12 protein-coding genes are annotated in these 12,238 nt (G+C 72.7%); 6 read left to right on the top strand and 6 right to left on the bottom strand.

The genetic code is table 11. The annotated features are described in order from the left end of the window. Positions 1–70 precede the first annotated feature (70 nt). Entirely contained in the window at positions 71–1,114 is a 1,044-nt protein-coding gene (locus UQW22_RS03780) for a LacI family DNA-binding transcriptional regulator (RefSeq protein ID WP_407319532.1), read from the bottom strand. A gap of 152 nt (positions 1,115–1,266) precedes the next feature. Between UQW22_RS03780 and UQW22_RS03775 the strand changes: the two genes are divergently transcribed. From UQW22_RS03775 to UQW22_RS03765, 3 genes are read left to right on the top strand one after another with little or no spacing between them, the layout of a single operon-like run. After that, entirely contained in the window at positions 1,267–1,629 is a 363-nt protein-coding gene (locus UQW22_RS03775) for a YidH family protein (RefSeq protein WP_407319531.1), read from the top strand. Further along, a complete protein-coding gene (locus tag UQW22_RS03770; RefSeq protein ID WP_407319530.1) occupies positions 1,626–1,967 on the top strand; it encodes a DUF202 domain-containing protein in 342 nt (113 codons plus the stop codon). The genes UQW22_RS03775 and UQW22_RS03770 overlap by 4 nt, the downstream gene beginning before the upstream one ends. Then, positions 1,964–2,917 (top strand): formylglycine-generating enzyme family protein, encoded by a 954-nt coding sequence (locus tag UQW22_RS03765; RefSeq protein ID WP_407319529.1) that lies wholly within the window; start codon positions 1,964–1,966, stop codon positions 2,915–2,917. The genes UQW22_RS03770 and UQW22_RS03765 overlap by 4 nt, the downstream gene beginning before the upstream one ends. A 12-nt stretch (positions 2,918–2,929) precedes the next feature. Here UQW22_RS03765 and UQW22_RS03760 read toward each other — a convergent pair whose 3' ends face one another. The 5 genes from UQW22_RS03760 to arsB form a co-directional block, all read right to left on the bottom strand. Then, positions 2,930–4,213, bottom strand: coding sequence for an APC family permease (locus tag UQW22_RS03760; protein ID WP_407319528.1), 1,284 nt, complete (start codon positions 4,211–4,213; stop codon positions 2,930–2,932). A gap of 112 nt (positions 4,214–4,325) precedes the next feature. Next, positions 4,326–6,044: an FAD-dependent oxidoreductase gene (locus UQW22_RS03755; RefSeq protein ID WP_407319527.1), complete on the bottom strand. Its 1,719-nt coding sequence runs from the start codon at positions 6,042–6,044 to the stop codon at positions 4,326–4,328. Next, positions 6,041–6,454 (bottom strand): arsenate reductase ArsC, encoded by a 414-nt coding sequence (locus UQW22_RS03750; RefSeq protein WP_407319526.1) that lies wholly within the window; start codon positions 6,452–6,454, stop codon positions 6,041–6,043. The genes UQW22_RS03755 and UQW22_RS03750 overlap by 4 nt, the downstream gene beginning before the upstream one ends. Before the next feature lie 11 nt (positions 6,455–6,465). Continuing rightward, the gene (locus UQW22_RS03745; protein ID WP_407319524.1) at positions 6,466–7,566 is read right to left on the bottom strand and encodes a metalloregulator ArsR/SmtB family transcription factor; all 1,101 of its coding nucleotides are present in this window, start codon (positions 7,564–7,566) and stop codon (positions 6,466–6,468) included. Then, entirely contained in the window at positions 7,563–8,678 is a 1,116-nt protein-coding gene (gene arsB, locus UQW22_RS03740) for an ACR3 family arsenite efflux transporter (protein WP_407319522.1), read from the bottom strand. The genes UQW22_RS03745 and arsB overlap by 4 nt, the downstream gene beginning before the upstream one ends. Positions 8,679–8,790: 112 nt before the next feature. On the opposite strand from arsB, the gene UQW22_RS03735 reads away from it, so the two are divergent. The 3 genes from UQW22_RS03735 to UQW22_RS03725 are packed head-to-tail and all read left to right on the top strand — an operon-like array spanning position 8,791 to position 12,238. Continuing rightward, positions 8,791–9,531 carry a TetR family transcriptional regulator gene (locus UQW22_RS03735; protein WP_407319520.1) on the top strand — a complete coding sequence of 247 codons (741 nt, stop codon included), beginning with the start codon at positions 8,791–8,793 and terminating at the stop codon, positions 9,529–9,531. After that, a complete protein-coding gene (locus UQW22_RS03730; protein WP_407319518.1) occupies positions 9,528–10,562 on the top strand; it encodes an ATP-binding cassette domain-containing protein in 1,035 nt (344 codons plus the stop codon). Before UQW22_RS03735 ends, UQW22_RS03730 begins: the two co-directional genes overlap by 4 nt. Then, the gene (locus UQW22_RS03725) at positions 10,559–12,238 is read left to right on the top strand and encodes an ABC transporter permease (RefSeq protein ID WP_407319517.1); all 1,680 of its coding nucleotides are present in this window, start codon (positions 10,559–10,561) and stop codon (positions 12,236–12,238) included. Before UQW22_RS03730 ends, UQW22_RS03725 begins: the two co-directional genes overlap by 4 nt.

Genomic DNA, 12,238 nt, shown 5'->3' with positions numbered 1-12,238 from the left:
AGGGGCCGGGAGTGATCGAGTTCCCGGTCCTCGGGGCCTCCGTCGTGCCGGCGGCATCCCCGCCGTCCGCTCAGGGCCGCGGGGCGGGAGCCATGTGCCGGTCCGGGGTGCTCTCGCGCACCACGACGTGCCCCTGGATGACGCTGGTCCGTGGTTCTGCCGGGCGGTCGCTCAGCGCCAGTCGGAGCGCTTCGGTGGCCACGTCGTCCCAGGGCAGGTGCACCGTCGTCAGCCCGGGAGTGACGTCCCGCAGCGCCTTGATGTCGTCGAACCCTGCGACGGCCACCCCCTGACCACGGGCGCCGGCGTCGCGCAGCAGCGTGAGCGCACCGAGCGCCATGGAGTCGTTGACGGCGAAGATCGCGTCGAGGCGGATGCCGCGGCGCAGGAGGTCACCGGCGGCGGCGTAGGCGGCGTCACGGCTGAAGTCGCCGGTGACGATGCGGTCGGCGGACAGCTCGACACCGCACGACGCGAGCCCTTCGACGAACCCCTGGGTGCGGTCGCGCTGGGTGAGCCCGTTGGCGTACCCGGCGAGGATCGCGAAGTGCTCGTACCCGAGACCGACGAGCTCCCGGGCGAGCTCTCGGGCGCCTTCACGATTGGCGTACGCGACCGTGTCGAACGGGAGGCCCGGCTGGGTGATCAGGACTACTCGGCCACCGTCGGCCTCGTAGCGCTGCAGGGCGGTCACCAGGTCCGGGGTGCCGCGGTCGTCGATGTGGCGACCGCCCATGGTCATCAGGATCTGGGTACGTTGTCCGCGGGCCGCGTCCACCTCGCGGACCAGGTCATGGGCGGCCGTCCCGGCGACGACGAGGTTGATGGGCAGCCCCTCGCGGTGCGCCGCGGCGACCATGCCGGCGACCATGGGGTTCGCGTAGTCCTGCGGCATGGCCTTGAGCAGCAAGGTCACGCCACGGCTGTGTCCGCGGGCGACCGCCTGGGCGGCGAGGTTGGTGGTGTAGCCGAGCTCCTCGGCGGCGGCGAGCACCCGCGCACGGTTGCTGTCACGCACCGATCGGCTGCTCGGGTTCAGCGCCCTCGAGGCGGTGGCGGTCGACACTCCCGCGTGCCGGGCGACATCGACCAGCCGAGGGGAACGATGCTCCATCGTCTGTCGTCCTTTCCTGACGTCGGTGCGTACTGCAAGCGCTTGCCAACTGTACCGTTTCTTGCCATGCTCGGGTCCTGCCGCGCCGGGGCGAGCGTCCGCGTCTGGACCCGCACAGCGTGGCAGACGATCCGGGCCCGAGGAGAGATCTCATGAGCACCGAGACACGTTTCCCCCGGTCCGTGTACGCCGTGGGGGATGAACCGGACCCCCGGTTCAGCCTGGCCAACGAGCGCACCTACCTTGCCTGGGTGCGGACTGCCCTCGCCATGTTCGCCGCCGGTGTGGCGTTGGAGGCGCTGGAGGTCCCGGTCGACGCCGGATTTCGGCTCGCGTCCGCCGGCGTCTTCGTCCTGCTGGGTCTGTTGGCCCTGGTCCAGGCGTGGCGTGGGTGGGTGCGCACGGAACGGGCGTTGCGTCAGAACCGTAGCCTGCCCGGCCCCTCGATCGGCGTGCTGGTCGGGTCGGGAGCCGGTGTCGCCATGCTGCTGCTGGTCGCCGGGGTGTTCGTGTGACGGTGCCGGATGCGCCGTACGGCCCCGGGCTCCAGCCCGAACGGACGTTGCTCGCCTGGCGCCGCACGTGCCTGGCGTTCGGCGTCGCGGTGGCGGTGGCGGTGCGGTTCGCCGGAGGGGTGCTGGGTCCCTGGATCGCCGTGCTGGGTGCCGTCGGGCTGGCCACGGTGGTGGCGGCCTACCTCGTGGGGGCCCGGCGCTACCGCGATGTCCATCGCCGCCTGGCAGCGGGTGGCCGCCTCCCGGTGGACGGGGCTGCCCTGGGGCTGCTGACGGCGACCGGGTGGATCGTCGGAGTTGCCAGCGCGGTGTTCGTGGCAGGAGTGTGGTGGAGATGACGGCACGACACGGAGCGGGCGGGGCGACGGCTGACCTGGTGCGCGTGGACGGTGCGGCCTTCCGCATGGGTTCCGAGCGGTTCTATCCCGAAGAGGGACCGGTGCTCGAGGTGACGGTCGAGCCGTTCGAGATCGCTCGGACCGCGGTGACCAACGCCCAGTTCACCAGGTTCGTGGCGGACACGGGACACGTCACCACGGCGGAGCGTCCTTTGGATCCTGCGCAGATGCCGGGGCTCGACCCGTCGATGCTGGAGCCGGGTTCTCTGGTGTTCACCCCGACGTCAGGACCGGTGGACCTGCGGGACTGGCAGCAGTGGTGGCGGTGGCAGCCGGGAGCGTGCTGGCACCGGCCCGCCGGACCGGGGTCGTCGCTCGAAGGGCTCGACGACCACCCCGTCGTGCAGGTCTCGTTCGACGACGCAGTCGCCTATGCCGACTGGGCGGGGCTGAGGCTGCCCACCGAGGCCGAGTGGGAGCTGGCCGCCCGCGGGGGACTCGACGGGGCGACCTTCACGTGGGGCGAGGAGGCGCAGGACGGCCTGCGGGCCAACACCTGGCAGGGCAGCTTCCCCTACCGGAACACGGGCGCCGGAACCGGCCGCTGGGTCGGGACCTCGCCCGTGGGGGCGTTCCCGCCCAACGGGTTCGGGCTGTCCGACATGGCCGGCAACGTCTGGGAGTGGACCACGAGCCTGTGGAGCCCCGGCCACCGGCACGCCGCGAACCTCCTGGCCGCCGAGGAACCGGCTCACGCCTGCACCTGTGGGTGCAGCCCGGGGCGGGGCCGCACCGTCGAGGTCTCGGGACGGCCACCGCAGCAGCGGGTGCTCAAGGGCGGCTCCCACCTGTGCGCCCCCGAGTACTGCCTGCGTTACCGGCCCGCCGCCCGGTCGCCGCAGACGCCGGACTCCGCGACCACCCACCTCGGTTTCCGGTGCGCACGCTGAGCCTGAGCCGTGTCAGCCCCGGCGCTGTCCGGCTCTCCGCCGCAGCCTCGCCCACCGCACCAGCAGCCCGGCGGCGAACACGCACGCGCCGGCGAGGACCGCCGCGACCGGCAGGGTCACCACCAGGACGAGGCAGGCCACCAGCCCGAACACCTGCAGCGCCCGCGGGTAGAGCCGGTCCGTGCCCGTCTGGGTGAACGCCGCGGCGTTGGCGACCGCGTAGTACAGCAGCACCCCGACGCTCGAGAACCCGATCGCGCCGCGCAGGTCCACCGCGAGCACGAGCACGACCACGACGACGGCGAGCGCCACCTCGGCCCGGTGCGGCACCCGGAACCGTGGGTGCACGGCCGACGACCATCGCGGCAGGTCGCCCTCGCGGGCCATCGCCAGCGACGTCCGTCCGATGCCTGCCACGAGCGCCAGCAGCGCCCCCAGCGAGGCCGCGGCCGCACCGACCCGGACGACGGTCCCCGCCCAGGCCGAGTCCTCGACCGCGACCGCCAGCGGCGCCGTCGTGCCCGCGACGCCGTCCAGGCCCAGGGTGCCGAGCAGAGTCACCGCCACCACGGCGTAGACGACGACGGCGCCCGCGAGTGCCAGCAGGATCGCCCGGGGGATCGTACGGCGCGGGTCGCGCACCTCCTCACCCATCGTGGCGATGCGCGCGTACCCGGCGAACGCGAAGAACAGCAGCCCGGCGGCCTGGAGCACGCCGTAGGCCGCGGACCAGCCGGTGCCGTCGCTGACGGTCGCCGCACCGTCGGCCCCGAACGACGCACCGTGACCGTCGGACCAGGCCACGGCGGTCCAGGTCGCCAGCGACAGCAGCACCAGTGCGACGATCCAGCGGGTCAGCCGGGCCGTGCGTGTCACCCCGCGGTAGTTGACCGCGGCGAGGGCGACGACGGCGCCGGCGGCGACGGGTCGCTCCCACCCCGGTGGCGCCGCGTAGGCGGCGAAGGTCAGCGCCATCGCCGCGCAGCTCGCCGTCTTGCCGACGACGAACCCCCAACCGGCGAGGTAGCCCCACCAGTCGCCGAGGCGCTCGCGGCCGTAGACGTAGGTGCCGCCGGCCACCGGGTACTGCGCGGCGAGCTGCGCCGACGACGTCGCGTTGGCGTACGCGACGAGGGCGGCCAGCGCGAGCGCGCCGAGCAGCGCCCACCCGGTGCCCGCGGGCAGCACGGCGACGGCGGCGGGACCGAAGGCGGCGAAGACGCCGGCGCCGACCATCGATCCGAGCCCGATCGCGACGGCGTCCTTCGTGCCCAGGCGACGGGCGAGCTGTGTCACGGGAAGCTCCTCGATGAGTTGTCAGAGTGTGAGGAGTACATGCCGGCTCCTGGTTCTGTCAGCTCGCGAGGCCGCGGGAGCTGTCAGAACCAGGAGCCGGCATACGCGCGGCTCAGTCTGACAACTCGGGACGGGAGGTGACGAAGCGCTGGTAGGTCTTGTTGCCGCCGGAGAGGTTGGCCACGTCGCCGAAGCCGAGGAGGCGCAGCACGTTCTGCCCCGCGTTGCCGGTGACGCCCTTGTTGCAGTACGTCACCGTCGGCAGCGTCGGGTCGAGCTCGCCGGCCCGCGCCCGCAGCTCCGCCAGGGGGATGTGCACGGAGTCGTCCACGGCCGACTTCGCCCGATCCTTGGCCGAGCGGACGTCGACCACCTGGATGTTCTCGCCGTCGCCGCGGCGGCGGGCGAGCTCGGCCGCGGAGACCAGCGGCGTCCGTCCGCTGATCGCGCCGTCGAGCGCCATGCCGGTGTAGTGCACCGGGTCCTTGGTGGTGGCGTAGGTCGGGGCGTAGGCGAGGTCGAGATGGAAGAGGTCCTCGGCCTTCGCGCCGAACGTGATCGCGGTGGCGAGCACGTCGATCCGCTTGTCGACGCCGGACGGCCCGACGGCCTGCGCGCCGAGGAGCCGCCCGGTGCCGCGGTCCGCCACCGCCTTGATCAGCATCTCCTGCCCGCCCAGGTAGGCGGGGCGGTCCGGCTTGATGTTGTGCACCACGACGGGGTCGAACCCGGCCTCGCGGGCCCGGTCCTCGGTGAGCCCGGTCTGCGCGACGGCGAGGTCGAAGACCCTCACGATCGAGGTGCCGAGGATCCCGCGGTGCTCCAGGTCGCCGCCGGTGAGCGCGTCCCCGGCGATGCGTCCCGTCTTGTTGGCGGTCGATCCCAGCGGCACCCACGCGGGCTCGCCGGTGATCAGGTCGTAGCTCTCGGCCACGTCCCCGACGGCCCACACGTGCTCGACGTCGGTGCGGCCCTGTCGGTCCACGGCGATCGCGCCGGTCTTCCCGACGGCCACGCCGGCGGCGTGGGCGAGGTCGAGGTTCGGTCGCACGCCCACGGCGACGACCACGAGCCCTGCGTCGAGGGTGCGCTCCGTCCCGCCGTCGGCCACGCGCACGGCCCGCACGGCGTGACGTCCACCGTCCTGCGAGGCGTCGTCCGTCTCGATCGCGGTGACCCGCGCACCGGTGACCAGCTCGACGCCGTGGCTGCGGAGCTCGTCGTCCACCAGCCCGGCGACGTCGGCGTCCAGGCGAGGCATCGCGTGCTCGGCCAGCTCGACCACGGTGACGTCGATGCCGCGCCCGGTGAGCTGCTCGGCCGTCTCGAGCCCGATGTAGCCGGCACCGACGACGACCGCCCGGTCGACGCCGCGCCCCTCGATCCACGACCGCACGCCTCGCGCGTCGGAGGGGTTGCGCAGCGTGAAGACGCCGTCGGCGTCCACGCCGGGCAGCGGCGGGACGACGGGGGAGACCCCGGTGGCCAGCACGAGCTCGTCGTAGTCGTCGGTGAACGTCTCACCGGTGGCCAGGTCGCGGACGGTGACCGTCCGTGCCCCGGGGTCCGCGCCGGTGACCTCGTGCCCGGTGCGCACGTCGATGCCGTACCGCTTCGCGAACCAGGCGGCGTCGCGCGGGGTCAGCTCGTCGATGGTCTCGACCTCGCCGCCCAGGTAGTACGGCAGCCCGCAGCCCGAGTAGGAGATGTCGTGGTCGCGTTCGTAGACCACGATCTTCGCGTCCTCGCTGCCGCGCCGCGCCTTCGCCGCCGCGGAGGTCCCGGCGGCCACGGAGCCGACGACGACGATCTTCGGCCGGACGTCGTTCATGCCACCACCTCGACGTCCAGGGAGGCGAGGAGGTCGCGTACCCGCCGCTCGATCTCGTCGCGGATCGGGCGGACGGCCTCGATGCCCTGGCCGGCCGGGTCGTCGAGCTGCCAGTCCTCGTAGCGTTTGCCGGGATAGATCGGGCAGGCGTCCCCGCAGCCCATGGTGATGACGACGTCGGAGGCCTGGACGGCCTCGTCGGTGAGGACCTTCGGCTCCTCGGCGCGCAGGTCGATGCCGCGCTCCAGCATCGCCGCGACGGCGACGGAGTTGATCGAGTCCTTCGGTGCGGACCCGGCGGAGCGGACCTCGACGTCGTCGCCGCCGAGCGAGCGCAGGAACCCGGCGGCCATCTGGGACCGGCCGGCGTTGTGGACGCAGACGAACAGGACGGAAGCTGGTGCGGGCACGGAGGGTCCTCTCAGAGGTGGGGGCGGTCGGGCAGCAGGTCGGCGAGCAGTGCGCGCACACGCCGGTCGATCTCGTCGCGGACGGCCCGCGCCCCCCGCTCCGAGGCGAGCGCAGGGTCGCCGACCACCCAGTCCTCGTAGCGCTTGCCGGGCAGCACGGGACAGGAGTCGCCGCAGCCCATGGTGACGACGACGTCGGCGGCGCGCACGGCGTCGTCGGTCAGGGGCTTGGGGAACGTCAGGGGGTGCTCGGCGCCGCCGGTGTCGTCGATGATCTCGGCCAGCAGTGGCCGGACGGTGTCGTGGACGTCGGTGGCCGGGACGGACCCGGCCGAGCGCACCACCACCCGGTCGCCGGCGTAGCGGTGCAGGAGGGCCGCGGCGAGCTGGGAGCGTCCGGCGTTGCCGACGCAGACGAACAGCACCTGCGGCGGGTGGGACGTCCCGCTCCCAGGCCCGCTGCCCGTGAGCGCCTCGACCTCCCGGGACTTCACCGTGTCGACCAGGCGCTGGCGGGCGAAGTGCTCGGTGAGCGCGACGAGGTGCACCGTCATCCCGCCGCGGCGGGCGAGCGCGGTGTACGACTCGCGCACCACGCGGAGCGCCTCGGCCTCGTCGGTCCCCGGGACCCGGCGGGCCAGCGAGACCGCGAGGCTCTCGAGCTCGCGCTGGACGTCCTCGAGCCCGTGCATCGCCGTGTCCCGCGCCGTGCCCGGGGTGCCCGGTGCCTGCGCGACGCTCACGGCCGCGGGGGCGAACCGGTCGAGCAGCGTGGTCACGGCTCCGCGGTACCCGGGCGCCACCCGGTACCAGACCCACGTGCCGCGCCGTTGCGACGTGAGGATGCTGACGTCGCGCAGCACCTTGAGGTGATGGGACACGGTGGGCTGGGACACGTCGGCGAGCTCGGCGAGGTCGCACACGCAGGCCTCGCCGTCGGGCGAGGTGATGATGGCCGACAGCATGCGCAGGCGCAGCGGGTCGGCGAGCGCCTTGAGCGCCGCGGCGACGGCGTCCGCCGTCTGCGGGCCGATGGCGTGCTCGGATGCGGCCTGTGCGGGGGCGCAGTCGAGTGACTTCTGGTCGTCGAGCGCGGGGATGAGGGTGGTCATGGTCGGGTCTCCTGCCGGGCTTCCGCCGACGTCGTCGTCGGCACGGTGGCCACCCTGGGGTCGACGCCGAACCAGCGGCGACCGACCCACAGGCTGACGTAGACGAGGCCCACGAGGACGGGGACCTCGATGAGCGGCCCGACGACGCCGGCGAGGGCCTCGCCGGACGTGGCGCCGAAGGTCGCGACGGCGACGGCGATGGCGAGCTCGAAGTTGTTGCCCGCGGCGGTGAACGCCAGCGTGGTGGTCCGGGCGTAGCCGAGGCCGAGGGCCTTGCCCGTGACCATCCCGATGCTCCACATCAGCCCGAAGTACACGAGCAGCGGCAGCGCGATGCGGGCGACGTCACCGGGGTGGGAGGACACCTGCTCACCCTGCAAGGCGAAGAGCAGCACGATGGTGAACAGCAGGCCGTACAGCGCCCAGGGGCCGATGCGGGGGACGAAGCGCTCCTCGTACCAGTCGCGTCCCCGGGTCCGCTCGCCGATCCAGCGCGACGCGAAGCCGGCGACGAGCGGGATGCCGAGGAAGACGAGCACGTTGAGGGCGATCTGGCCGATGGAGACGTCGAGCCCGGCGGTGTCGAGGCCCAGCCAGCCCGGCAGGATCGTCAGGTAGAAGTACCCGAGCAGGGAGAACATGACGACCTGGAACACGGAGTTGACCGCGACCAGCACGGCGGCCGCCTCCCGGTCGCCGCAGGCGAGGTCGTTCCAGATGACGACCATCGCGATGCACCGGGCCAGCCCCACGATGATGAGCCCCGTGCGGTACTCGGGCAGGTCGGGCAGGAAGACCCAGGCGAGGGCGAACATCAGGGCGGGGCCGACCAGCCAGTTCAGCACGAGGGAGCTGGCGAGGAGACGGCGGTCTCCGGTCACCGCGGCGACGCGGTCGTAGCGGACCTTGGCCAGCACCGGGTACATCATCACCAGCAGCCCCAGCGCGATCGGCAGGGAGATGCCGCCGACCTCCATCGCCTCGAGGACGTCGCCCAGCACGGGGACGAACCGGCCGAGCAGCAGCCCGCCGACCATCGCCAGGCCGATCCAGAGCGGCAACCAGCGGTCGAGGGCGGAAAGGCGGGTGGGCGCCTCGGCGGCGGGGGACATGGTTCTCCTGACGTGGCTGATTCGATCAGCATCAATATAGACGAAGTTCGATACAGGAGCCAGCCTGCTTGCCCCTTGCGGACGGGTTGAACACGCGTTTAGTCTATTGAACATGAGTTCAGCCGAGCCAGGACGAGCGATGCCGGAGGGCGCCTCGTCGACCGGGCGTCCGCCGTCGGACGGGAGCACGCGCGACCGCATCCGCGACGTCGCCGTGCTGCGATTCGCCAGCTCCGGCTTCGACACGTCCGTGCGCTCGATCGCCGCGGACGCCGGGGTGAGCGCCGCGCTCGTCATCCACCACTTCGGCTCCAAGGACGGTCTGCACCGCGCCTGCGACGACTACGTGCTGCGGTGGATCGTGGGCGCCAAGCGGCAGAACATGGGCAAGGCCACCAACGGGCAGCTCCTGCAGGTGATGGCCGAGGTCGACGACTTCGCGCCGCTGCTGGGCTACGCCGTGCGGTCGCTGCAGGCCGGCGGCGAGGTCGCCCGCGCCTTCGTGCAGCACATGATCGACGACGCCCAGGTCTACACGCGCGAGGCGGTGGCCGACGGGATCGTCAAGCCCAGCCTCGACGAAGACGCCCGGGTGCGCTACCTCACCCTGTCTGCCCTGGGCACCCTGCTGCTCTCGCTCACCCTCGACCCGCCGGACGACCCGGAGGACTTCGGGGCCAACGTCCGCGCCTTCATGACCAGGCAGTACCTGCCCATGATCGAGCTCTTCACCCAGGGATTCCTCACCAGCCGGCGCATGCTCGACGACTACCTGCTGTACGTCGGCGACCCGCCGTCGGACGGCGCTCACCCCGCCGCCACCGACACCGACACCGACGAAGAGGAACCATGACCACCACGGCAGCGGGCACCTCGCCCGCCATCGAGATCCACGACCTGCACAAGCACTTCGGGCCCACCCGCGCGCTCGACGGTCTCGACCTGACCGTCGACCACGGCCAGGTCGCCGGCTTCCTCGGCCCGAACGGCGCCGGGAAGTCCACCGCCATCCGCGTGCTCCTCGGCCTGCTGCGCGCCACCTCCGGCAGCGCCCGCCTGCTCGGCGGCAACCCCTGGTCCGACGCCGTGTCCCTGCACCGGCGGCTGGCCTACGTCCCGGGCGACGTCAGCCTGTGGCCGAACCTGTCCGGCGGCGAGTCGATCGACTACCTCGCCCGGCTGCGCGGCACGCCCGACAAGCGGCGCAAGAAGGAGCTGCTGGAGGCGTTCGAGCTCGACCCCACCAAGAAGACCCGCACCTACTCCAAGGGCAACCGGCAGAAGGTCGCTCTCGTGTCGGCGTTCATGTCCGACGTCGACCTGCTCGTCCTGGACGAGCCGACCTCCGGGCTCGACCCGCTCATGGAGGCCGTCTTCACCGAGCACGTCCGCCAGGCCAAGGACCGCGGCACCTCGGTGCTGCTGTCGAGCCACATCCTGTCCGAGGTCGAGAAGGTGTGCGACACCGTGACGATCATCCGGGCGGGACGAGCCGTGGAGTCCGGCACGCTCGACGAGCTGCGTCACCTGACCCGTTCGAGCGTCACCACCGTGGTCTCCGGCGACCCCGACGCCCTCGTCGGCCTGCCGGGCGTGCACGATGTCGCCACCGTCACCACCGAGGAGGGCACCCGGGTGACGTTCGACGTCGACAACACCGAGATGGCGGGGCTGCTCACCACGCTGAGCGGGTTGGGCGTGCAGAGCTTCACCGCGGCGCCACCGTCGCTGGAGGAGCTGTTCATGCGGCACTACGGCGACGACGTCGCGGACGGTGCCGACGGTCCCGACGGCGGGCCTGCCTCGCAGGTCGACGACGGCGGCGCGGGCGGCGAGACGTCCGGCCGGCGTTCCCGGGCACGCAGCGAGGCGGGCACGCGATGACCGCCACCCTGGACCGCCCCGCCCCGGCGGTGACGACGTCGTCGGGCGGCTCGACGCTGACCGGCACGGGGCGGATGATCCGGTTCGTCCTGCGCCGCGACCGCGTGCGCCTGACGGTGTGGACCCTGTCGCTCGTCGCCTTCTACGCCTATTTCACGTTCGCCCTCGGCCTCATGGCCGAGACGGAGGGGGCGCTGCAGGCGCGTGCCGCGCTCATGGAGACGCCGTCCGGGATCGTCATGGGCGGGCCCGGCTACGGCACCGACGACTACACCGTCGGTGCGGCGATGGCGAACGAGGGCACCGTGTGGGTGGTGCTGGCGCTCGCGATCATGAGCATCCTGCACGTCGTGCGCCACACGCGTGCCGAGGAGGAGTCCAGCCGGTCGGAGCTCGTCCGCGCCAACCCGGTCGGCCGGCACGCCCCGGCGGTCGCCGCCGTCGTCACGCTGTTCGTCGTCAACGCCGTCATCGCGGTCGTCTCGGCGTTCGCGATGACCGGGACGGGCGGCAGCGAGGAGCTGCCGCTGGCCGACTCCCTCGGGATGACCGTCGGCGCGGGCCTGAGCGCGATGGTCTTCGGCGCGATCGCCCTCGTGTTCTGCCAGCTCTCCGAGCACGCGCGAGGCGCCACCGGGCTGAGCATGGCCGCCTTCGGTGCTGCGTTCGTGGTCCAGGTGGCGGGGAACCTGCGCGAGGTGCCCGGCGGCACCACGCTGTCGTGGGTCTCGCCGATCGCGTGGGCGCAGCAGACGCGTGCCTTCGTGGACCTGCGGTGGTGGCCGGTGGGGCTCAGCGTCGTGACGATCGTCGTGCTGCTCTGGTTCGCCTCGGTCCTGGCGTCCCGACGCGACTTCGGCGGCGGCATGATCGCTGGCCGTCAGGGCCGCGCGGAAGCCCGGGCGAGCCTGCGTGGACCGCTCGCGCTCGCGTGGGTCCAGCAGCGGACGGCGCTGATGTGGAGCTGCCTCGGCCTGGGCCTGATGTGGCTGGCGTCGGGAACCCTCATCCCGGAGATCGGCGACATGATCGGCGACCTCCTGACGGACAACCCGGCGATGCAGGCCATCTTCGGCGAGGACACGACCCAGTTCGAGGCGGCGTTCCTCGGGGCGATCATGCTCTACGGCGCCCTGTGCGCCGCCGCGTACGCCATCGTCATGGGGCTGCGCCCCAAGGCGGAGGAGACGTCGGCGCGTGCCGAGATCACGCTGTCCGCCCCGGTCTCCCGCGGCAGGTGGCTGGGTGCCCAGCTCGTCGTCGCGGGTCTCGGCACCGTCGTGCTGCTCGCGGTGGGTGTCTACGCGCTCTGGGCCGGTGCGGCCTCCGTCGGCGTGACCGAGCCCGGGCTCGGCACCTACACGGGGGTGCTCGCCGCCTACGCCCCGGCCGTGCTCGTCTACCTGGGGCTGACTGCCGCGCTGTACGCCTGGGTGCCGCGGGCGGCGGCCGCCGGCTGGGCGCTGCTGGCGTACACCTTCGTGGTCGGGATGTTCGGCGGCCTCATCGAGGACCTGCCGGAGGCGGCCCGCTGGGTCTCGCCGTTCCACTGGGTGCCGGAGGCGTTCGTCGCCGACTTCGACCCCGGGTCATTCGTGGGGCTCAGCGCCGTCGCGGTGGTGTTGTTCGTCCTGGCGTTCGTCGGGTTCCGGCGGCGCGACCTGCACTCGACGTGA

This window comes from Isoptericola halotolerans, assembly GCF_045689585.1.
Classification (GTDB): Bacteria; Actinomycetota; Actinomycetes; order Actinomycetales; family Cellulomonadaceae; genus Isoptericola; species Isoptericola halotolerans_B.
This window is presented reverse-complemented; position numbering and strand designations above follow the sequence as displayed.